The sequence below is a fragment of the Serratia symbiotica genome, from assembly GCF_000821185.2.
GTDB lineage: Bacteria > Pseudomonadota > Gammaproteobacteria > Enterobacterales > Enterobacteriaceae > Serratia > Serratia symbiotica.
This window is the reverse complement of record NZ_CP050855.1, coordinates 2,858,958-2,881,607: the sequence shown is the minus strand read 5'-3', so window position 1 is coordinate 2,881,607 and position 22,650 is coordinate 2,858,958. Positions and strand designations below refer to the sequence as shown.

The following is a 22,650-nucleotide window of genomic DNA, read 5'->3' as shown; positions in this document are numbered from 1 at the left end:
CTCAGGCAATGCGCCCACTTTTTGGCATACCTACCTTGGTCATTTTATTCAGAGCACGCACTATGGCCAAAGCCTCTGTAACCTGACCCTCGTAGTTATGTAACGTTGGCGATGCGTGATCTGCTCCTGGGTGAGGGCAAAAGTTCGATTTATTCAACAAAGCCGCTGAACGAATACAACAGCGAACGCCCCCATGGACTCCTGAATAACCTGACGCCGGAAGAGTACCGGCTGATGGCTGAAAACCCGGAAATCTCAAAAAGTGCGTGGAACTAAGACAGGTGTGTTTACCGTTGAAAAGATAAATTGCACGGACCACTGGTTGGTTACAAGTAACGGGGAATTGAACATTGGGCGGGCATCATAAAAATCGATGCCTGTAGGTCGTATCTGCTTTGAAAAAGACTGATGCAGGATATCCCTAACATCTTTTAATGCAAAACACGCGCCTACCCATCGCCCGAATGCAAATATTCTATGGCTTATTTCTCTATGCCAATTGAGATTAGGTAACAGATGCTGACTATATGTTGTATCTCTATGCGGATAAAAACTGTTCGTTTTTACTAATCCTAAACTAACACTTCTATCAGCCGGATTAAATGCCAACGCTATTCCTTACATTATATTTTGACCCAGTACTCTTTGCGTGACTATTTCATGTTGGAACTGTGCTATTGCCAGCTCTGCTGCACTTGATTCCGTACCTCACTCTGCAAGATAATCTATTGAATGCCGAAGTTCATAAAAACTACTGTCGGTATCCATCCTGTATAAGTAAAGGTTCCATGTGAAATTGGGATTGGAGTAATATGCAACTGCAATAGCTAACATGTTGTCAAGGCTTGATGTAGTAGCAACATATGCACTATCCCTACTTCCCGCCATGCATGAAGCTCCTCGGAAATGCGGCAGAATATCATTGTTAGTACCAAGGGGTGAAAACCATCACTGAATACAACATCAGGGGGGCTGCTATCTACTCTATAACCCCAGCTATCCGCTGATGATGGCAATTAAACACCTATTAAAAATGAGTAAAAATAAATTTAATAAAGCGAAATAAAAAAACTATCATTTTCCATATATGCCCCTCTTTTTATAACGCAAACTCTAACTAGTGATTATTTTTTAAAGGGCGAATGGTGATACCTTAAATGAGTAGAACAAGTGTTTTTCCATGCAGGCAGCGATGACGTTTTCATGTAGCTCAATCGAACGTTATCCGCATTTCGTCTTGCAAACCAGCCATTTAATACGGATGCTTGATGTCAGCAGCTTGTTACGCTCAATGCGTTGAGTGAAAGTTTTGCCATTCAGGTGTTTATCCTTCGAGTATAATTGCCCTGTTCGTCGCTGGTTATCATATCGATGTTGCAGGACGTGAACAGCGGCAACGGTTCCCGAACCTACTACTAACGAGAATCCATCGTTTGGCAACTTCGCAGACAAGTGCGACATCAACATGGTCTGCTAGCAAATAAATTAGTCGGATAAATAGTAGCTTGGTATTCAAGTTGACAAAAAACAAGCAAATCAGCAATTGTTATGCATGCATGATGCCTGGGGCGGGGTTGGTTTCAATCAGAAAGCATACCGACTTGCCCGTTTCCGTGGCCAGCTGGATGCCCGGTGGTGAGAAGGTGCTGTGCTTGATGGCGTTATTCAGGAACAGGATTTTCGCCGGTTCAATGAAGATTGATGCCAGTGGAAGCAGGTGGTTCACTTCCATGGCATGTATGCTGGCCGTCAGCAGTTTGGGTAAGGCTTCCACCAGTGGGCCGATACCCAGGAGGGCCAGGATCGCCAGTAGCATGCCGGTGACACCTACGGAGAAGTTGTTCACCAGCATCTCAAAGTCGCTTTTGATCTTGCCGTCTACCCAGTGATCAACATGCATGATTGTCCAGCCACCTAATGGGCCGGTAATCATGGTGCCAAGGAACATCGGCATGTCTGCGTCGACGATCACGCCGATGGTGGTGATGGTGCCGACCAGCTTGGCGAGGGCTTCATTCGGCAGCCAGCCGGAAGGAATGAGTAACGCGGAGCGATAAAGGTAGCGATGTTGGGCATGACCATGTTACTCAGGAAGCGGTCAACGTTTTGAACTTTAACTCTGATGTTTGGTGAAAACATAAAACCCACCCCTATTTATTACGCGTTGACAGCAGAGTGCGTGATTATTGTTGTGACGTGCCAGCCGTGTTTATTGCGTTATGCGCAGTGGACTCTATCACGTTGTTTTATTAGGTGAACCTCATGGGTGTTTGTGACATAAATCACGTATAACATCCGGTGGTAGGGGTATTTTTAGTGATGAACAGCACATTAATGGATAAATTCCGCACAAAAATGTGATCAAGTTATTTTTCGACGTGATGGGAGCCAGGCTAGAAAGTGATTTTCCCTGGGAGTCTTTTCCCGCTGGGGAATAGCAATACGATTAATTGAAGTGCCAGAAGTTGTGGGAGCTAGCAGCGCGTGAGTTATTGGAAAGGCTGAGAGGAATTAACCCAGGCCGGCTGTCGGCCTGGGGTTTTGAATAGAAAGAACTTATTGCATTAAGGGCTGAATGGTCTGCTGTGCTTTCAGTAAATCCTGCTGTTTGGCCACCAGATTCAATATCATGGCGTTATATTGCGTCGCCTGCTGAGCTGTGCGGAACTGCACACCATTGTTGTTGAAGCTCACCTGGTTGCCTTGAGCCTGCAAAAAATCCCCAATGTGTACCAGATCCTGGATGAAGCTGGTGGTGGTTGGGATCGCTGGCATCAGTGCGTGAGTTGGCACAGTGACAATGTTGTCATAAACCTGGTTGTACACCGCTTTTAGATCATCTGGCTGTTTCAACGCCATACGCGCGGCATCTGCCTGCGACTTGGCTGATTGGATCTGTTGACCCAACAAGTTGAGCGCCCCAATTGACTGCTGTAAGGCATCACGCTTGCTCATATAATCCTGGGCAACGCGGATTTGGTTGATCTGATCCAGCGCTGGCGTCAGGCTCGCACCGATGGATTTGGACAACTGCTGGGAAAAGCCGACTAAAATGGCGTAATCGCCGTTATAGTTGCTGAACTTCTTTTGCTGATCTTCGCTCAGTGTGGGGAGTCTCGCCCCGCTGTACATCACCGTATTCTGTAAGTAGTCAATGAACGCTTTGCGTTGTTCTGGCTCTTTATCGCCACAGGCGGTCAGTTGCATGATCATCAACAACGCCAATACTGGCAACCACCAACGCGTGAAGCCTCTATTTTGGATCCCTAATGCCATGTGACATAACCCCTGTTATCAACCTGCTTTTTCATCGGACTCCCTGCCTTTTGCTGCACTCCGTGCGCCTATAAGAATAGATCAACTGACAACGATGCGATACGCGATTGCGTGCCAGATAAACATTACTGTGGCCGATGGCCGCAGGGTGGTCAATAACGGGCTGCTGCGCAGGTAAAGCGCACATGATACACTTTTGTATCCTTTATCACCTATCGTCAGGCTAACTTGCGCATGTCGTTTTATCAGCCTCCGTTGACCATCACCTCTTGCATACTGCATGACCAGGCGCTTAACGCCAGCAAGCAGAAAACCGACTGTACGCCTTTGGTCGAATGTATGCTGGAGATGATTCTGCAAGCGCTTGAGCAGAGCCTTACCCCCCAAGTCACCGAATTGCTGGCGGTATTGCGGGGAGAAATGGCGCGGGGAGCGATACAGAACGCATTGCAGCTATAGGATCGGAAATCTTTTCGCGAACGTTATCTGCAACCGGCCTTAAATGCAGGATGGATAGAAATGACACTGCCAGATAAACTCAACAGCCGCTTGCAACGTTATCGGTTAACGGCTGCCGGTTGCCAGAAGTAACAAAGGCGCTCGTAAGCGCCTTTTCACCACAAAGTACCGGTTACTGCAATACAGAAATATCCGCCACCTGCAAAAACAGCTCACGCAGCTTGCTTAGTAGTGTCAAACGATTCACGCGCACTGCATCGTCCTCGGCCATCACCATGACATTCTCGAAGAAAGCATCTACCGGCTCGCGTAGGGTAGCCAACTCCACTAGTGCGTCCTGATAATTGCCAGCAGCGAAATATGGCTCCAGCTTGTCGCGCAGTACCACCAGATGGCTCGCCAGTTGGATCTCAGCGGCTTCCTGTAATACTGAAGCTTGTACGTGGTTGTTCAACGTATCCGTGGATTTAGCCAGGATATTGGAGACGCGCTTGTTGGCTGCCGCCAACGCCGCCGCTTCTTCCAAAGTACGGAAGTGGCTGACGGCCTTGACGCGAGCATCGAAGTCGGCCGGCTTGGTCGGCCGGCGCGCGAGCACTGCCTGAATAGTGTCTAGCGCATGCCCTTCTTCCTGATACCAAGCGCGGAAACGGCCTAACATGAATTCCACTACCTCATCGACCACCTTGACGTTGGTCAGCTTGCTGCTGTAAAGGTGCACGGCCTCTTCGGTCAGGATTTGTAGATCCAGCGGTAGGTTTTTTTCGACGATGATGCGCAGCACACCCAGTGCGGCACGGCGCAGGGCAAACGGGTCTTTGTCGCCTTTTGGATGTTGCCCGATGCCAAAGATACCGGCTAGGGTGTCCATTTTGTCGGCGATTGCCAGTGAACAGGCGACCCGCGACTGTGGCAACCTATCCCCGGCAAAGCGTGGCTGATACTGCTCATTCAGCGCAACGGCGACGTCTTCCACCTCACCGTCATGACGCGCATAGTGCATGCCCATCACGCCTTGGGTGTCGGTGAACTCGAACACCATGTTGGTCATCAGGTCGCACTTCGACAGTAGGCCCGCACGGGTAGCGTGGTTGACGTCGGCACCAATCTGGCCAGCAATCCAGCCCGCCAACGCCTGAATGCGATCGGTTTTGTCGCGCAGAGTGCCCAATTGTTGTTGGAAGAGTACAGTGTCTAAACGTGGTAGGTGGTCTTCTAGACGTTTTTTACGGTCAGTGTTGAAGAAGAACTCAGCATCCGCCAGACGCGGGCGCACCACTTTCTCGTTACCAGTGATGATTTGCTGTGGGTCTTTGGATTCAATGTTGGCCACGAAGATAAAGTTTGGCAGCAGGTTGCCTGCGCTGCCGTACACTGGGAAATACTTTTGGTCGCCTTTCATGGTGTACACCAGCGCTTCCGCTGGCACCGCCAGGAATTCCTCTTCGAACTTGGCGGTCAGTACCACTGGCCACTCCACCAGCGAGGCGACTTCTTCCAGCAGGCTTTCGCTCAGATCGGCCTTGCCGCCAATCTTTGCCGCCGCTCGCTCGGCGTCACGCTTGATCAGAGCTTTACGTGCTTCGTAATCGGCGATCACTTTACCGCGCTCCAGTAGGATCTGCGGGTAGTGATCAGCATTGTCGAGGGTGAACTCGGTTTCGCCCATAAAGCGGTGGCCGCGTATGGTACGCGCAGATTCAACTCCTAGCACGCTGCCAGGGATCAGTTCTGCGCCTAGCAGCAGGGTTACGGTATGCACCGGACGCACGAACTGCACCTCGGAATCACCCCAGCGCATCAGCTTCGGGATCGGCAATTTAGACAGCGCAGTGTTGACCATGCTGGCCAGCAGTTGCTGCACAGGCTGTCCTTTAACGTGGGCACGGTACAGCAGCCACTCGCCTTTGTCGGTCACCAGGCGTTCGGCCTGATCGACAGTGATGCCGCAGCCACGCGCCCAGCCTTCGGCCGCTTTGTTAGGTTTGCCTGTAGCGTCGAACGCTTGGTTGATCGCCGGGCCGCGTTTTTCAACGATGCGATCAGCCTGTGCCGCGCTCAGATTAGCCACTTTCAGTGCCAGACGGCGAGGAGTGGCGAACCAACTCACTGAACCGTGTTCGAGGTTGGCATTTTCCAGCTCGGTGGTAAAGTTGGCGGCAAAGGATCCCGCCAGCGAGCGAAGAGCCTTCGGCGGCAACTCTTCCGTGCCGATTTCCACCAGGAAAGTCTGTTGAGTCATGGCTGCCTCTGAGTTCTCGTTTTGCACATTGGGAAGCCCAGCGCTTCACGGGAAGCGTAGTAGGCTTCGGCAACGGCTTTAGTCAGTGTGCGGATGCGTAGAATATAGCGCTGGCGTTCGGTCACCGAGATAGCCTTGCGGGCATCCAGCAGGTTAAAGGTATGGCCAGCCTTTAGAATACGTTCGTAAGCGGGCAGCGGTAACGGTTTTTCTAGCGCCAGCAGCGATTGGGCTTCTTTCTCGTACTGCTCGAAGCAGGAGAACAGGAAATCTACATCGGCGTAGGTGAAGTTGTAGGTGGATTGTTCCACTTCATTCTGATGGAATACGTCGCCGTAGGTGATGATGCCCTGCGAACCGTGGCTCCACACCAGATCGTAAACGCTGTCCACGCCCTGGATGTACATCGCTAGGCGTTCCAGGCCGTAGGTGATCTCACCAGTAACGGGTTTGCACTCCAGGCCACCGACCTGTTGGAAATAGGTGAACTGCGTCACTTCCATGCCGTTCAGCCAAACCTCCCATCCTAGACCCCAAGCGCCGAGGGTTGGGTTTTCCCAGTTGTCTTCCACGAAGCGAATATCGTGAATAGTCGGGTCTAGCCCCAGTTCCTTCAGCGAGCCGAGGTACAGCTCCTGAATGTTGTCCGGAGAGGGCTTAATCACCACCTGGAATTGATAGTAGTGCTGAAGGCGGTTCGGATTTTCACCGTAGCGACCGTCGGTCGGGCGACGAGAAGGCTGCACGTAAGCGGTGGCCATGGGCTCTGGGCCGAGTGCACGTAGGCAGGTCATCGGGTGTGAGGTTCCTGCGCCGACTTCTATGTCCAATGGTTGAACAAGGGTGCAACCTTGGCGCGCCCAGTAGTCCTGTAGTGTCAGGATCAGACCCTGAAAGGTCATGGTATCAAACTTTTGCATGTTGAATTCGCACGCGATACAAGTGGATTTAGATGGAATGCGCCAGTATACCTGTTGACCGTAGGATATACAGCCCGAATCCAGCGACATGTGTGAATCGGTTAAGCTGCATAGAATTATTATGCACCCAAATGAGGCTATAGCGCCCGCAGCTTGTGGTTTGCCGCCGATGATTCTTTAAACAAGTTAGCTTCAGCAGGTCAATTTGCTAACCGGTGCGATCATCTCGCTGGTTTTTGTCTTATCGTTAAAAAACACACAAAGAAGTAAATGAAATGAAAAGAAAATAAAAATATAGCTCAGTGTTATTGATGGCTCCAATTTACTTGCCATAGTGACTATGGTAGGGTAATTAGCCATAGCTATATAAAAAAATTAAACGATCAACTTGATTGGGGGAAATAGTTAGAATGATGAAGTTCTATGATGTAGGCTATAATCTACTTTCCAATAATAGATCAAAAGAGTTATTCTCTTTGAGAAAAAAAACGTTTAAAGATCGTCTCGACTGGATAGTGAATTGTGAAAATAGCATGGAGTTTGATGAGTACGATAGTCATCATACCACCTATATTTTTGGTGTTTATCAAGATCATGTTATTTGCAGCCTGCGATTTATTGAAACTAAGTATCCTAATATGATTTCTTGTGGGGAATTTAACGCTTACTTTAATAATAAAATCACTCTGCCAGCAGGGAACTATGTTGAAGCGAGCAGACTATTTATTGATAAAGAACGAGTACGAACGCTAGATCTCGGTCAACAGCCGATCAGCTCAATACTTTTTTTATCCATGATTAATTTCGCCAGAAACTTTGGATATCAAGGGATTTACGCGATCATTAGCCATGCTATGCGGATTATTTTTCAACGCTCAGGTTGGGATATATCGGTAGTGGAACGTGGCTGTTCTGAGAAAAATAAAAATATTTATCTGGTTTATATGCCATTAGATGACGACAACCAACACCGAATGATCGAGCGCATCACCCATCAAGCTTTCCTATCGGGCAATCCTCTGGACTCCTGGCCATTATCCTTCCCCATCAGTGAGAAGCGGCCGGATCAGCTGTAACTCAATACTTAGTCTGATGGCATGCTTAGCGTTGGTAACGCCCAGTTTTTTAACCACGTTGCCAATATGATATTTTACTGTAGTAAGCTTTATCCCCAGGATAAGCGCGATTTCTTGATAGGATTTTCCCATGCTTGCCCAGTAAATAATCTCGTTCTCGCGCTTAGAAAATATCTCCCGTTGGTTCATTTTTTCAAAATCTGTGGGAGTATTCACACGCTGATAATTAGCAGTGAGTTCTTCGTGCGTAGTGAGCAACAGCATCTGAATTTTGTCTTTATTATTTTCGATCTGTTCTCCTATATTATCGTCACAACATTTATCCAACATGATGGATAGCACCACAAGATTGTGGTTGTTATCGTGTAACACAAATGTGTATCCATTTAGGATATTGTAATTCTTAGCCATAACAAAAACTTTTGGCAACTTAATCCCCGAACTGATCGTGAGATCCTTATCCCATGTGAACGGGGTGATTCTGTGTGAGGCAGTAATCAGCACAGGATCGATAAATTGATAGTTATTCTTTATATAAAACTCAAACCATTCGGTTCTGTTTGATATTATAGAAAAATTAGTGGGATTATTCTTATTCATTATCGCATAAGCATATTTAATGTTGCTGTATTCACTTAGCTCCTTTTCCAACTTATTTTTTATCGAGGTATTAATTATTTCATCACTAAAAAATGAATTAGACACGGATCAGTCTCCTTGAGAATCATTATTCCAATAAATCAACAAGCGAAGTATAGCACCAATTTATAACATGAGTATAACCTTATTAAAAATCTAGTTAACTTTATGTATTTACTGGTATTTTATAATGCCAACAGATTGTTATAATAAGGTGATTACCAGATGCATAATAAATTATTTTTATTTATTAGTGGGTTATTAGTAATACCAAAAACTTAAGCACTGTTTTTTTGTAATACATTAATAAAGCATATCAATATCATTTTTTTAACAATTTATCGTGTGTGTAGTTGTGCTACAACAGAAGGAGAGAAATAAAATGAGTGGCGTAAGCAAGCGGATCGATGGATTGAACACCTGCGACCTTGCGGCCGCAGGAGAAAGAAATCAACAGTGAATATTTTATTATATGAGAATAAAAAAGGGTTCCCTGGTGTTAGCCAAATGGCTATCTGATCCTTAATGGGATCAGCTTTTATGCCTAGATTTGAAATGTCTTATTATTAATAAATAGTAGGGGTATTTATTTACGAATAATAGTTGTACTAAAGTACAGTATCTGACCGATATCCTAAATAATTCACGTTGCAGGAAGGCGGCAATACAGCGACAAAGCTGAACACGGTTGATTGGTGTGATCCTCACCGATACGCTACTCGGTAGACGTGATACGCGGTGTCTAAGCCGCTTGCAAACCGTACGGCTTCACCCTGTTAGTGTAATATCAACAATAAAGTCAACTGGGAGCAACACGACTTATCCTGGCCTGTTGGCCGAACGAATGGAAATAGCACTCAACGAGCAGAAAAAGCTGGATCTGCGGATCTACTACCCGTTAAATTCCCGACGTTAGTGTGGCCTGTAGCTTGCGTGCAAACTCTTTCTTTCCCCATTTATTACGACTATTTTTGCGCAGCTTAGTGATTTAGATCATATTTTTATGTCACTTTTAATTAAATAAAAACGACTTTATGTTACATTAATGCCACATTTTCGGTGGGGGCAATACAACCTCAGGAGCGAAAAATGAAAAAAGAAATTATCGTGATAACTGGTGCGTACGGTACCGATACTGTCCGTCAGCTTGGTGGTCAGGCAGCTATATTGCCCATTATCTCTGCTGCGGGAGCCGATGGCGTGGAAATTCGCCGCGAATTGTTTTCCGAACATGAATTGGCGTCTTTGCCAGAACTGGCGCAGGAAATTGAACGCCAGCAGCTATTTGCCGTCTATTCCGCTCCAGAAGCATTGTTTACCGAGCAGCATGGGGTGAACCCTAACCTGCCGGCGTTGCTGGCTGAGACCCAGACACTGAACGCACGCCAGTTGAAGCTGTCTCTCGGACACTATCAGCCAGGTTTTGATTTTACCGAACTGAAGGTAACGCTGGAGCAACACCCGGTTAAACTGGTGGTGGAAAATGACCAGACGCCGGACTGCGGTAGCTTGTCGCTGCTGAGCGCCTTTTTCCATGAAGCGGAAAATAACTGCCTGCCAGTTCGCATGACCTTCGATATGGCCAACTGGCAGTGGGTGGGGCAAGATGCGTTAGCCGCCGCTGAACACCTGGCGCGCCACGTTAGCTATGTGCATGTCAAAGCTGCCACCCTTGGCCATAGTGGCTGGCGTGCCATTGCGCTGGCCAAGGGGGGCCATTGGCGTGATCTGCTGGCTCGCCTGCCGCAGGAGGCACCACGTGGTCTCGAATTCCCATTGCAAGGCGACGACCTGGAAGAGGTGACCCGACACTATGTTAACCTTCTGCGTGCCGAGTAGATCATGATGACAACGCTATCAATGGTGTGTACGCGTCGTTGGATGTGATCACGCTGGGTGAGGCGGGGGCAATGTTCGTGGCGGTTAAAACCGGTGATCTCGCAGAAGTGGAAATCTTCACCAGGTGTATCGCTGGTGCTGAGCTGAACGTAGTCATCGGCCTGGCGCTGGCATAACCTGTACATGTTGGTTCTGACATGCCAGTGCTGTAAAACGCGCGTCGACCCCATGTACAAGCCGAACAATGTTTTAGCGTCCCTCATTGTGATCTGGACTGTGGCGCGGTAGTTGATGAGTAAGCGCTGATTAGAGCTTTGCAAAACAGTACGCTTCATGTCAGCCGGGTTGGCTGTCGTCGAGAAAGAGCTGTTGCTGATATCTTCCACGCTGCTGCGGCTTCCAAACGTAGTGGCGGGTTCTTCCACCCCTGAAATGCGCTAAGCATGGCAGAATGTGCGTTAGATAACCTGACCGCTGCGCTGACAGGCACGGTGAGAGAAAACTTATTGCAAAAGTAACTCAGCATGGCCGCTTATCTGTAGATAGCTGGCTATGATATTCTGCTTGCTCCGCGTGTCCAACCATTCGGCGATCGACCACTACAGCAAGCAACGTAATATCATATGCTATGAGGACATATTTATCGTAATTTATGCAAAGTGTTTGATTTATTAGCTGTATTGCGCCGGAATTTATCTGGCGGTATGATGGATAAATCCCTACTAAAAACACTATTTCTATTTATGACTTTTTCACTTTTCGGCGACAAATTTACCCGTTATACGGGTATCACACGCTTGATGAATGATCTAAACGAAGGCTTGCGTACCCCCGGTGCTATCATGCTTGGCGGCGGCAATCCTGCGCAGATCCCAGAGATGGAAAGCTACTTTAAACAATTATGTCAGGATATGCTCGATCAGGGCAAACTGAGCGAAGTACTGTGTAACTACGATGGCCCGCAAGGCAAGGACGCGCTGCTGAAAGCGCTTGCCAATCTGCTGTGCGATGAACTCGGCTGGCAGATCTCTCCACAGAATATTGTGCTAACAAATGGTAGTCAAAGCGCGTTTTTCTACTTGTTCAATCTGTTCGCTGGCCGCTACGCCAACGGTTCATGCCGACGCGTGTTGTTCCCACTGACACCGGAATACATCGGTTATGCCGATGTTGGGCTGGAAGAAGAATTATTCGTCTCAGCCAAACCTAATATCGAACTGCTGCCGGAAGGCCAGTTCAAATATCACGTTGATTTCGAACACCTGAGTATCGGCGACGATATCGGCATGATCTGCGTTTCGCGCCCGACCAACCCGACCGGTAACGTGATTACCGATGAAGAACTGATGAAGCTGGATTTACTGGCGCAGCAGCGCAATATTCCGCTGGTGATCGACAACGCCTATGGCGTACCCTTCCCCAGCATCATCTTCAGCGAGGCCACACCACTGTGGAACTCGAATATCATTCTGTGCATGAGCCTGTCGAAACTTGGTCTGCCAGGCTTGCGCTGCGGCATCGTGATCGCCGACGAGAAAGTGATCAGCGCGCTGACCAATATGAACGGTATCATCAGCCTGTCCCCTGGCAGTATGGGGCCAGCGATGGCAATCGAAATGATCGAACGTGGCGATCTGTTGCGTCTGTCGAAAACGGTGATCCGCCCGTTCTATAAACAACGCTTGGAGCACACTATCGAAACAATCCGCCGCTACCTATCGCCAGAACGGTGCCTGATCCACAAGCCGGAAGGGGCGATTTTCCTCTGGCTGTGGTTCAAGGATCTACCGATTACCACTGAAGTGCTATATCAGCGCCTAAAGAAGCGCGGCGTGCTGATGGTGCCAGGGCATTACTTTTTCCCTGGGCTGGAGCATGAGTGGTCGCACACCCATCAATGCATGCGTATGAATTATGTGCCGGAGGCAGAGAAGATTGAACGTGGCGTGGCGATTTTGGCGGAAGAGATCGAGCGCGCTCATAAGGAAGCCGGGTTCGGAGTGCCAGCGCTGTAAAGAACCACGTTTATGAGCTAACTATTACCGCTCTTTTTGTCGATTATTCGGTGTGCTGTTGATGCGCTGCGGCAGCAGCGCTTCCGGTTCGGTGTAGCAGATTGATGTGCAACAAGCCGTCTTCAAATTTAACGTCGGAGACATCTCTACAGCCTGGGTGACCATGGGCACAATAGCGTAAAATCATTAACGGAATGTTTTAGACACGGTGTTCAGGAACACCATGGCGTGATTTACCTGAGCGATATGGCCCACGGAAAACCCTTTACAACCGTTTTAATCGGTGGTCGAAGTCGGGAGTGATTAAATTTATTTTTAACTGGTTACTTTTATACCTTGATGCTCATGGTCTTGTTGACTGCTCTGCCAGCGCTCTGGATGGTCGCTCACGCGATGGTTATGGCACCAAAATCCATATGGCAACAGATGGAAGCGGTATCCCGTTAACTATCGTGCTGAGTCCCGGACAGGCCCACGAAAGTCAGTTCGCGTTACGCCTTCTGGACGGCATTGGCGTGCAGCGTGAAGACGGCAGCATGAAATATCGTGGACGTGCGGTACTGGCTGATAAAGTTTACTCCGGGCATACACAGCGTAACGGGCTGAAACGCAGAGAGGTAAAACGGTTATCCCCCCGAAAATCGAACGAAAAATGGTTTCAGATGGACGTTAAAAACTCGTTCATAATGCTTATCGCCACCGCAATATAGTGGAGCGGTGTTTTGGTCGATTAAAGGAATATCGTCGTATTGCCACACGTTACGAAAAAACGGTACGGAATTATCTGACGATGGTGAAACTGGGCTGTATCCGGTTCTTTTACCAAAAGCTATACATTTAAGGGACATAGCCTAGTGGCGGAACGGTATAATAGGGAAAGATAAAGTTGCGCATAAGGCAGCCTCCTAAGGCACTTTAGCGAGGTCTCGATAATAAGCCTGCTACTATTCTGGACAAGCCAATGAGTCGGAACTCCCTTGCGGCGAATGCTTAATCTTGTCTTGTGGTGAAAATGGAGATGAGCCTCATCATTTCATGATAGTGAGCGGCAAAATTGACAATCGGTACTGCGAATATTTTTTTATCACTTACAATAAAGTGAGAGAACCGACACAAAGTGGGGCTTTGTTCCTTCTAAAACGTCAACAGATGTTGTAAATCAGCATATTTCTGGGGAACAGCAACCCTGTAGGATGGATTCATGGCAACGATAAAATTGATAGTGGCCAGTTGCATGCTGTTAGCAACCAGCGGTTGCTCCAGTGTGATGAGCCATACTGGCTCGAATCAGGGTTATTATCCTGGCACGCGAGCCTGCGTGGATATGCTGAAGAGTGACAACACCAGTTGGGTGATGATGCCACTGGTGGCGCTTGATCTGCCGTTCTCAGCACTGGTGGATACCATTTTGTTGCCTTATGACTACCTGAATTCCGGCAACGATGGCACCGCAGACTCGCCGAAAGCGCGCATCCTGCACGGTGAAGAACCAAACCTGGTGACACCCCATAGCACCGACTCTGCGACGTATTAATTATCGCTAGCCTCCGCCACTTTGCTTTATCACCATTGAGTTGTTATAGATTTTTACCTCCATGGTGCGAATATTTTTCGCGCTGATAGACTTGGTTATACAGTTCGCGCGCCCTCCATTCGTGGATTTCGTTGATTGAGTTGTGCCTACATTAACGGAGGCTTCTGGTATCGACCGTATAGCTGAGTACTGAAAGCTTTTATCCCTATGCCATCAGCTGTTTTAGCAAGCAGGAATAATTGTATCCTACAAACTATTATCTACGTCTTTCTTTTTTTGCTTTATGTCTCACTCAATCTTCCCTAATAAAAGAGTAAATAGTGAGTAAAATCATATCAATACATTATCCTATAATAGGGTGCTATGGGATTCAAAACGCCTCATGTAATAATCCATTATCAGAGCCAAGTATTATATTTAATGAAAAAATCCATATAAATAATAATTTATTTCTAGCGTGGCTGTCAGAATGGGTTTAAGTATAGATATGACTAGGGTGATAATTAAATTAATATGGCTTCATTGCCGAATAAAAATAGTCTCACCATTCTTTAACTCGATACGCGTACTGTTTCTATACAATAACCAATCAAGTCCTATCCCAAGAAAAATTCCTACAGTCATTTACGAGCGCCGATAGTGCGGTGAAAAAGGTTTCATCTTTAACCCCAGCCCCCTTAAAGGCTATATTAACGATTTGCTCTTTAACGCTGGACTTATAGGTCAGTTGGAATACGGAGCGGCATTCACGGCAGTGGAAGCGCACCAGATCTTTAGGGTTCTGACCATGGCGATAAACCAGAGTAGGATCACAGCGGGGACAATGAACGTTAACGTGTAGTGGTCAACTAAAACTGGCCACCGCGTTAGAGTTTTTCCAGTATCGGTTTTCCGATTCGTTTGGTGGTAACCCACCGTTATATTCATGCGGCCTGAGCGCGCTGTAATACCCAACGATATAGTCCGTTATTGCGTGGGCTGCATCGCTGAAGTTTATGTAACCCGTCACCGGTACCCATTCGTTCTTCAGACTCCTGAAGAAGCGCTCCATTGGGCTATTATCCCAGCAGTTTCCACGCCGACTCATACTCTGTCTGATCCGATACCTCCACAGTGACTGCCGGAACTGTCTGCTTGTGTAATGGCTGCCCTGATCGCTGTGGAACATCACTCCGGCTGGTTTTCCCCGGGCCTCCCACGCCATCTCCAGCGCTTTGATGGTCAGCCTGCTGTCCGGTGAGAACGACATTGCCCAGCCCACCGGTTTTCTCGCGAACAGGTCGAGAACAACGGCGAGGTAGGCCCAGCGCCTGCCTGTCCAGATATAGGTCACATCGCCACACCACACCTGATTAGGCTCTGTCACTGCGAACTGCCGCTCAAGGTGATTCGGGATAGCGATGTGTTCAAGGCCACCGCATTTATACCGATGAGTGGGCTGTTGACAACTGACCAGCCCCAGCTCTTTCATGAGCCTGCCGGCGAGCCATCGTCCCATCCTGAAGCCCTTCATGGTTGCCATAGTTGCGATACTCCTTGCGCCAGCAGAGCCATGGCTGACGCTATGCAGTTCCAGTACCTGGCTGCGTAATACAGCTCGTCTGCCATCTGGTTTTTCAGGACGGTTTTTCCAGTATTTGTAGCTGCTGCGATGAACCCCGAACACGTGGCAGAGTGTGACCACCGGATAATGCGCTCTGAGTTTCCCGATTATCGAGAACTGTTCAGGGAGTCTGACATCAAGAGCGCGGTAGCCTTTTTTAATATTTCGTTTTCCATTTCAATACGTTGTATTTTTTTCCTCAGCTCACGTATTTCAATTTGTTCAGGAGTAATGGGAGAGGCTTTAGGTATTTTTCCCTGCCGCTCATCACGCAACTGCTTCACCCATCGCGTCATTGTGGAAAGGCCGACATCCATAGCACTGGCTGCATCTGCCACGGTGTAGTTCTGGTCAACGACCAGTTGAGCGGATTCGCGTTTGAACTCTGCACTGAAATTTCTTTTTTTCATTGAAGCACCTGTAATGTCCTGAGGTGAGCATATCACCTCTGTTCAGGTGGCCAAATTCAGTGTGCCACTACACCATGAACGGCGGTTCTTGCCCATAGGGGCAGGAGTGTCAGGGCCGTCCCCCACAACGTCGCCTATAATGCGGAGCAGCGACATATCCGCAAGCTGGAGAAACAAGTTCGCCGCCTGAGCGTGTAGGCTACTTAAAAAGATCGCTCTGTTGTTGTAGATCGTCACTGTATCAGCGCCAGACATACTCAATACGAGATTAGGGCTTTGCCCCTATTCACTGTTTGTGGCCTAACAATTGAAAATCATTCGCCATTGTTTTGGGAAAACGCTTCTTTTTCTGGGCAGTAGCGCGCTAACGGACGATGAAAAGTTGCTCTGACGTTGGGAACGTCGCAATATCTTGCACACAGGCCGGTAACGCAACGAGAGCACAAAAAGCGAGGTGAGCAAGCCGTGGGTGGTTTGGTCGGGAGGAACTGCCATTGGTGCCAGTAAGAACCTATCCCATTAGGCTATTTTATTTGCCATTTTCGCCCTGGGCAGTGTTCACCCTCCTCACGGACTCCCTATAGGCTGCGGTTGTTGCACGCAGTCCTGGTTCAAACTGGCTGCAATAATGTACGCCTACCGGGATAGGCTCTAAGCTGATTAAAATTTATGTTGATGTTATCCAAGCACTATGGTGGTGACAACCCAAAATCGTAGCAGTAATGTGGGCAGATTAGCTAGAATTTGTTAATCTAGCCGAAAGCAGTGAAGCACCTTGAAATCAGACAGTTAAATAAATGTAGGTCAAAATAAAGGTTTTCTCATGAATGCATTAACGCATTTAAATCTACTATGAATCAACGGTGTAATGGCTTGCATGAAATACCGTGACTTACGTGATTTCCTCTCATTGCTGGAAAAGAGAGGGGAATTAAAACGCATCAGCCAGCTAATCGATCCCTATCTGGAAATGACAGAAATTGCTGATCGCACGCTGCGTGCGGGTGGCCCGGCACTGCTGTTTGAAAACCCGAAAGGCTATGACATGCCAGTATTGTGCAACTTGTTTGGCACCGCCAAACGCGTGGTGATGGGCATGGGGCAAGAAGATATCAACGCGCTGCGCGAAGTCGGCAAGCTGCTGGCGTTCCTCAAAGAGCCTGAACCGCCAAAGGGTTTCCGCGATCTATTCGCCAAAATGCCAAAGTTCAAGCAAGTGCTGAATATGCCGACTAAAGTGCTGGGGTCTGCACCGTGCCAGCAGCAGGTGTGGCAGGGCGATGATGTCGATCTCAGCCGCATTCCGGTGATGCATTGCTGGCCGGAAGACGCTGCGCCGTTGATCACCTGGGGGCTGACAGTCACTCGTGGCCCGCATAAAGAGCGTCAGAACCTGGGCATTTATCGCCAGCAGGTGCTGGGCAAGAATAAAGTGATCATGCGTTGGCTGTCGCACCGTGGCGGCGCGCTGGATTATCAGGAATGGTGCCAGGCGCATCCCGGTGAACGCTTCCCGGTGGCGGTGGTGCTCGGTGCCGATCCTGCGACCATTCTCGGTGCGGTAACGCCAGTGCCGGATACCCTGTCCGAATACGCCTTTGCAGGGTTACTGCGCGGCAGCAAAACTGAAGTGGTCACTTGCCTCTCCTGCGATTTGGACGTGCCCGCCAGTGCGGAGATTGTGCTGGAAGGTTACATTGAACCGGGTGAAATGGCCCCAGAAGGCCCATATGGCGATCATACTGGTTATTACAACGAAATTGACAACTTCCCAGTGTTCACCGTTACTCACATTACTCAGCGCCGCGACGCGATTTATCATTCCACCTATACTGGCCGGCCGCCAGATGAACCTGCGATTCTGGGCGTGGCGCTGAACGAAGTGTTTGTGCCGCTTTTGCAAAAACAGTTCCCGGAAATCGTTGATTTCTATCTTCCGCCAGAAGGGTGCTCGTATCGCCTGGCGGTGGTGACCATCAAAAAACAGTATGCCGGTCATGCCAAGCGCGTGATGATGGGGGTCTGGTCATTCCTGCGCCAGTTTATGTACACCAAGTTTGTCATCGTCTGTGATGATGATGTCAATGCACGTGATTGGAATGATGTGATCTGGGCAATGACGACCCGTATGGACCCGGCAAGGGATATCGTCTTGGTAGAGAATACGCCGATCGACTATCTGGACTTTGCTTCGCCGGTTTCCGGATTGGGTTCAAAAATGGGGCTGGACGCTACTAATAAATGGCCGGGTGAAACTGAGCGCGAATGGGGCCGTCCGATTCGGATGGATGAAAAAGTGCGGGCGCGCGTCGATGAAATCTGGGATGAGCTGGCAATTTTCACTGGTAGGGAACCGACGCTCTAATGTCAGGCTCTGTTCTCAGTTTTGTATTGATGACCCGATAGAGGGAATGCATGGCAATATTGAGTTGTAAAGTGACCTCGGTAGAGGCCATTACCGATACGGTCTATCGGGTACGTTTAGTACCTAAGATGCCGTTTTCGTTCAAGGCTGGGCAATATCTGATGGTGGTGATGGATGAGTGCGACAGGCGCCCATTCTCTTTGGCATCAACGCCATCTCAGCAGGAGTACATAGAGCTGCATATCGGCGCTTCGGAACTGAATCTGTATGCCATGGCGGTAATGGAGCGCATTTTGAAAGAACAGGCGATCACTGTCGATATACCGCATGGTGACGCTTGGCTGCGTGAAGAGGGCAACCGTCCGCTGGTGCTGATCGCCGGAGGTACTGGGTTCTCCTATGTGCGTTCGATTTTGCTGACCGCGTTGGAACAACAGCCGGATCGTGATATCTCAATCTATTGGGGGGGACGAGAACTGAAACATCTGTACGATCAAAGCGAATTGGAAGCGCTATCACAGCAACACCCACACCTAAAGGTGATCCCGGTGGTGGAGCAGCCGACAGATGAGTGGCATGGTCGTAGCGGAACTGTACTCAGCGCGGTGCTGCAGGATTTTGCTACCCTGGCGGATCACGATATCTACATTGCGGGTCGTTTCGAGATGGCAAAAATCGCTCGCGAACGTTTCTGCACCGAACGCGGCGCACAAGAGGCGCACGTGTTCGGCGATGCATTTTCATTTATCTGAGACATGGGATGAGTCTAGAACGGGGAACTGCCCCGTTTTGAAACACCACTCATACTGATTTATATTAGATTTTTCATCAGGCCGTTCTGGTCATCAATAATTGGTCTTCGCAAAGTTATGTGCTATCTGCATTTGCCCGAATCAGTGTTTCATGACGGGGATCAGAATGAGTCAAGTGACATGTGTGACGCGGTGCTGCTTGAACATTCATGGGAGCTGGCGATGGCGTGACTCGGCTTGTTCAACAGGCTGATTGTTAAGCTGTGGATGTCGCGTTGAATTGCGAACTGCTCTGCATGCTATAACGTTGTATGGGGCGCGCCTGGGCGCTGTGTTAAGATGATTTTTTCGTGCTAAGGATACTGTGATGGCAACGCTGGCTTCTTTGTATAACGACCACCTGGCAGAGTGGCAGAAACGTACGCGCGAAGTGCTGAAACGCCACGCACTGGATGCGCTGCTGATTCACTCTGGAGAACTGCAAAAGGTCTTCCGCGACGACCGTAGCTATCCGTTCAAAGTAAACGTGAATTTTATAGCCTGGGTACCGATAACCGCAGTGCCGAATTGTTGGCTATGGGTTGACGGCGTTAACAAACCGAAACTGTGGTTCTATTCACCGATCGATTACTGGCACAGTGTCGAGTCGCTGCCAGACAGTTTCTGGAGCGCATCCTTCGAGATGATGCGGTTGGCTAATGCCGATGACATTGCACAGCAACTTCCGGCGCAGCGTGGACGCGTGGGCTATATCGGTTATGCGCCGCAGCGCGCCCGCGATCTTGGTATTGTCTCGGAGAACGTCAACCCACAAGCGGTGTTGAACTACCTCGACTTTCACCGTTCGATCAAGACCGGCTACGAGCTGGCTTGCATGCGAGAAGCGCAGAAAACTGCGGTCATGGGGCACCGTGCAGCACATGAAGCCTTCTTGTCTGGCATGAGCGAGTTCGATATCAACTTGGCTTACTTGACGGCAACCGGCCACCGCGATACCGACGTGCCTTACGACAACATTGTGGCACTGAATGAGCATGCCTCGGTACTACACTATACCAAGCTGGATCATCAACCACCGGCTGAAACGCTGAGTTTTCTGATCGACGCGGGTGCGGAGTATAACGGTTACGTCGCTGATTTAACTCGTACCTATGCAGTGCACGGTAGCAGTGAGTTCGCCTGTCTGGTGAAAGACCTCAACAACGAACAGTTGGCGCTGATCGCTACCGTCAAAGCTGGTATGCATTATACCGATTATCATGTGCAGATGCACCAGCGTATCGCCAAACTGCTTAAAAGCTACCAGCTAGTGAGCGGTATTAGCGAAGACACGATGGTTGAGCAAGGCCTCACCACGCCATTCCTGCCACACGGCTTGGGACACCTTTTGGGGTTGCAAGTGCATGACGCTGCCGGTTTTATGCAGGATGAGCATGGTACTCACCTGGCAGCCCCATCCAAATATCCATTCCTGCGCTGCACCCGCGTATTGCAGCCGGGCATGGTGTTGACTATCGAACCAGGTTTGTACTTTATCGAATCACTGCTGGCACCGTGGCGCAGCGGAGAGTTTAGCCGCCATTTTGCCTGGGATCGCATCAATGCGTTGAAGCCGTATGGCGGTATCCGCATCGAAGACAATATCGTGATCCACGAGCAGCGTATCGAGAACATGACGCGCGATCTGAATTTGGCCTGATGCAGTCTTACCCGATAGCTACCTCCCCGATCAGCATCAATGGAGCAATTAAGACGCGTCGCTTTATCATCTTGCTGACCACGGTTAATCGTGTAGAGGCAGCAAAAACGTTTATCCAGCAAGTTCGTATGTTTTGCCATGTGGCTGGCGTTGGTGGGAAATTTGTTACAGAAAGCCAAAGGTCGGATACTACAGGATGAATATGGCAGCACTTTCTTGCTACATCTGGATTTATTGGCAACCTGCGTTGCGCTGTTTGGCAATAAATTACGTGCTCTCAGTCGCAGTAATTTGCAATGAACGCCTATTTCACAATAATTCCTCCCAACTGAATTACTAAGGATCGTGCTGAAATGCATTTTCGCGCTATAACCCGTATCGTTGGTTTGCTGGTCATCCTGTTTTCCGGGACGATGTTTATTCCCGGGCTGGTTGCATTAATATATCGCGATGGAGCAGGGCGGGCATTCAGCCAGACTTTCTTTGTGGCGGTGACTATTGGGCTGATACTGTGGTGGCCCAACCGCAAGAAAAAACATGAGTTAAAGCCGCGCGAAGGTTTCCTAATCGTGGTGCTGTTCTGGACTGTACTGGGCAGCGTGGGGGCGTTGCCGTTTCTGTTCTCGGATCGACCCAATCTGTCACTGACAGATGCCTTCTTTGAGTCTTTCTCCGGCCTGACAACGACTGGCGCTACTATGCTGGTGGGGTTGGACTCATTGCCAAAGGCTATTCTGTTCTATCGCCAGATGCTGCAATGGATGGGCGGAATGGGGATCATCGTGTTGGCGGTGGCGATACTGCCAATCCTTGGTGTCGGTGGTATGCAGCTGTACCGGGCGGAAATGCCCGGTCCGCTGAAGGACAATAAGATGCGTCCACGTATTGCAGAAACCGCCAAAACTCTGTGGCTTATCTATGTATGGCTGACTGTCGCCTGTGCGGTAGCACTATGGGGGGCGGGAATGCCAGTGTTCGATGCTATCAGTCACAGTTTTTCGACCATTGCTATCGGCGGTTTCTCCACCCATGATGCCAGCATCGGCTATTATGCTAGTCCAACCATCAACACTATCATTGCCATCTTCCTGCTGATTTCCGGCTGCAATTATGGCTTGCACTTCGCGTTATTGAGTGGACGTAGCCTTAAGGTCTACGGGCGGGATCCTGAATTCCGCATGTTCATCTTGGTACAACTGACGTTGGTGGCAGTGTCTACGCTGGTGCTTTGGGAACATGGTGTCTATAAGACCGGCATGGAAACGCTGAATCAAGCATTTTTTCAGGTGGTATCGATGGCGACGACCGCAGGCTTTACTACCGACAGCATTGCCAAATGGCCACTGTTTTTGCCGATGTTGTTACTGTGTTCCGCTTTTATCGGCGGTTGTACTGGCTCGACTGGCGGTGGCATGAAGGTCGTCCGCATGCTGCTACTGTATCTGCAAGGTTCCCGTGAGTTGAAAAGGCTGGTACACCCGAACGCCGTTTACACTATTAAACTGGGCAACCGCGCACTGCCGGAGCGTATCCTTGATGCGGTATGGGGGTTCTTCTCGGCCTATGCGCTGGTGTTTATTGTTAGCATGCTGGCGATTATCGCCACCGGCGTTGACAATTTCTCTGCTTTCGCCGCCGTAACGGCGTCGCTGAATAACCTAGGGCCGGGGCTAGGCGTAGTGGCGGACAACTTCACCGCCATGCCGCCAGTGGCTAAGTGGATACTGGTGGTGACGATGCTGTTCGGGCGTCTGGAAGTGTTTACACTGCTGGTTCTGTTCACGCCGACGTTCTGGCGTGAATGATCCTGACATTAAGGAG

General features: G+C 49.2%; 14 protein-coding genes and 8 pseudogenes. 14 read left to right on the top strand and 8 right to left on the bottom strand.

The window, feature by feature from the left end; genetic code table 11:
- Nucleotide 1 precedes the first annotated feature (1 nt).
- Nucleotides 2–112, bottom strand: a pseudogene (locus SYMBAF_RS14275) (IS5/IS1182 family transposase); the annotation flags it as partial.
- Between the two features lie 53 nt (nt 113–165).
- Here SYMBAF_RS14275 and SYMBAF_RS14270 point away from each other — a divergent pair.
- Nucleotides 166–276 (top strand): annotated as a pseudogene (locus SYMBAF_RS14270) (integrase); the annotation flags it as partial.
- 1,282 nt (nt 277–1,558) lie between these two features.
- Here the strand turns inward: SYMBAF_RS14270 and SYMBAF_RS14265 are convergent.
- Both SYMBAF_RS14265 and SYMBAF_RS14260 read right to left on the bottom strand, forming a co-directional pair.
- Nucleotides 1,559–2,139: pseudogene (locus tag SYMBAF_RS14265) on the bottom strand (PTS mannitol transporter subunit IICBA); the annotation flags it as partial.
- Nucleotides 2,140–2,556: 417 nt separating this feature from the next.
- Nucleotides 2,557–3,276 carry a DUF3053 domain-containing protein gene (locus SYMBAF_RS14260; protein ID WP_040264201.1) on the bottom strand — a complete coding sequence of 240 codons (720 nt, stop codon included), beginning with the start codon at nt 3,274–3,276 and terminating at the stop codon, nt 2,557–2,559.
- 234 nt (nt 3,277–3,510) lie between these two features.
- Here SYMBAF_RS14260 and SYMBAF_RS17920 point away from each other — a divergent pair, with 234 nt between their 5' ends.
- Together SYMBAF_RS17920 and SYMBAF_RS18205 are read left to right on the top strand one after the other, a co-directional pair.
- Nucleotides 3,511–3,735, top strand: coding sequence for a hypothetical protein (locus tag SYMBAF_RS17920; protein WP_040264199.1), 225 nt, complete (start codon nt 3,511–3,513; stop codon nt 3,733–3,735).
- A 12-nt stretch (nt 3,736–3,747) separates the two neighbouring features.
- Nucleotides 3,748–3,867 (top strand): annotated as a pseudogene (locus SYMBAF_RS18205) (Fic family protein); the annotation flags it as partial.
- A 40-nt stretch (nt 3,868–3,907) separates the two neighbouring features.
- On the opposite strand, the gene glyS reads toward SYMBAF_RS18205, so the two are convergent.
- The gene (glyS, locus tag SYMBAF_RS14250) at nt 3,908–5,977 is read right to left on the bottom strand and encodes a glycine--tRNA ligase subunit beta (RefSeq protein WP_040264198.1); all 2,070 of its coding nucleotides are present in this window, start codon (nt 5,975–5,977) and stop codon (nt 3,908–3,910) included.
- Complete coding sequence (glyQ, locus tag SYMBAF_RS14245) at nt 5,974–6,897, bottom strand: glycine--tRNA ligase subunit alpha (protein WP_040264259.1); 924 nt, start codon at nt 6,895–6,897, stop codon at nt 5,974–5,976. The genes glyS and glyQ overlap by 4 nt, the downstream gene beginning before the upstream one ends.
- Nucleotides 6,898–7,307: 410 nt before the next feature.
- Between glyQ and SYMBAF_RS14240 the strand changes: the two genes are divergently transcribed.
- Nucleotides 7,308–7,973 (top strand): acyl-homoserine-lactone synthase, encoded by a 666-nt coding sequence (locus tag SYMBAF_RS14240; protein WP_040264196.1) that lies wholly within the window; start codon nt 7,308–7,310, stop codon nt 7,971–7,973.
- Here the strand turns inward: SYMBAF_RS14240 and SYMBAF_RS14235 are convergent.
- Entirely contained in the window at nt 7,932–8,678 is a 747-nt protein-coding gene (locus SYMBAF_RS14235) for a helix-turn-helix transcriptional regulator (RefSeq protein ID WP_040264194.1), read from the bottom strand. The two genes, SYMBAF_RS14240 and SYMBAF_RS14235, sit on opposite strands and share 42 nt — an antisense overlap.
- A 1,023-nt stretch (nt 8,679–9,701) precedes the next feature.
- Here SYMBAF_RS14235 and SYMBAF_RS14230 point away from each other — a divergent pair.
- The 6 genes and pseudogenes from SYMBAF_RS14230 (at nt 9,702) to SYMBAF_RS14210 (ending at nt 14,000) form a co-directional block, all read left to right on the top strand.
- Nucleotides 9,702–10,451 carry a sugar phosphate isomerase/epimerase family protein gene (locus tag SYMBAF_RS14230; protein ID WP_040264193.1) on the top strand — a complete coding sequence of 250 codons (750 nt, stop codon included), beginning with the start codon at nt 9,702–9,704 and terminating at the stop codon, nt 10,449–10,451.
- A 71-nt stretch (nt 10,452–10,522) separates the two neighbouring features.
- A pseudogene (locus SYMBAF_RS14225) lies at nt 10,523–10,618 on the top strand (sugar kinase); the annotation flags it as partial.
- Nucleotides 10,607–10,969 (top strand): annotated as a pseudogene (locus SYMBAF_RS17915) (NAD(P)-dependent oxidoreductase); the annotation flags it as partial. The pseudogenes SYMBAF_RS14225 and SYMBAF_RS17915, both read left to right, overlap by 12 nt.
- 225 nt (nt 10,970–11,194) lie before the next feature.
- The gene (locus SYMBAF_RS14220; RefSeq protein WP_040264257.1) at nt 11,195–12,466 is read left to right on the top strand and encodes a valine--pyruvate transaminase; all 1,272 of its coding nucleotides are present in this window, start codon (nt 11,195–11,197) and stop codon (nt 12,464–12,466) included.
- A gap of 161 nt (nt 12,467–12,627) precedes the next feature.
- Nucleotides 12,628–13,307: pseudogene (locus SYMBAF_RS14215) on the top strand (IS5 family transposase); the annotation flags it as partial.
- Between the two features lie 360 nt (nt 13,308–13,667).
- Nucleotides 13,668–14,000, top strand: coding sequence for a YceK/YidQ family lipoprotein (locus SYMBAF_RS14210; protein ID WP_040264191.1), 333 nt, complete (start codon nt 13,668–13,670; stop codon nt 13,998–14,000).
- Nucleotides 14,001–14,658: 658 nt separating this feature from the next.
- Here the strand turns inward: SYMBAF_RS14210 and SYMBAF_RS14205 are convergent.
- Together SYMBAF_RS14205 and SYMBAF_RS14200 are read right to left on the bottom strand one after the other, a co-directional pair.
- Nucleotides 14,659–14,835 (bottom strand): annotated as a pseudogene (locus SYMBAF_RS14205) (IS1 family transposase); the annotation flags it as partial.
- Nucleotides 14,836–14,844: 9 nt separating this feature from the next.
- Nucleotides 14,845–16,013, bottom strand: a protein-coding gene (locus SYMBAF_RS14200; protein ID WP_152609001.1) for an IS3 family transposase whose coding sequence is annotated in 2 segments (ribosomal slippage) — nt 14,845–15,764 and nt 15,764–16,013 — 1,170 coding nt in all. Because the reading frame shifts where the segments join, the coding sequence is not laid out codon by codon here.
- Between the two features lie 868 nt (nt 16,014–16,881).
- On the opposite strand from SYMBAF_RS14200, the gene ubiD reads away from it, so the two are divergent.
- From ubiD to trkH, 4 genes are all read left to right on the top strand, one after another.
- Nucleotides 16,882–18,378 carry a 4-hydroxy-3-polyprenylbenzoate decarboxylase gene (ubiD, locus tag SYMBAF_RS14195; protein WP_040264187.1) on the top strand — a complete coding sequence of 499 codons (1,497 nt, stop codon included), beginning with the start codon at nt 16,882–16,884 and terminating at the stop codon, nt 18,376–18,378.
- Between the two features lie 50 nt (nt 18,379–18,428).
- Nucleotides 18,429–19,130 (top strand): NAD(P)H-flavin reductase, encoded by a 702-nt coding sequence (gene fre / locus SYMBAF_RS14190; protein WP_040264184.1) that lies wholly within the window; start codon nt 18,429–18,431, stop codon nt 19,128–19,130.
- 367 nt (nt 19,131–19,497) lie between these two features.
- Complete coding sequence (gene pepQ / locus SYMBAF_RS14185) at nt 19,498–20,829, top strand: Xaa-Pro dipeptidase (RefSeq protein WP_040264182.1); 1,332 nt, start codon at nt 19,498–19,500, stop codon at nt 20,827–20,829.
- Between the two features lie 353 nt (nt 20,830–21,182).
- Nucleotides 21,183–22,634 (top strand): Trk system potassium transporter TrkH, encoded by a 1,452-nt coding sequence (trkH, locus tag SYMBAF_RS14180; RefSeq protein WP_040264180.1) that lies wholly within the window; start codon nt 21,183–21,185, stop codon nt 22,632–22,634.
- The last annotated feature ends 16 nt before the right edge of the window (nt 22,635–22,650 follow it).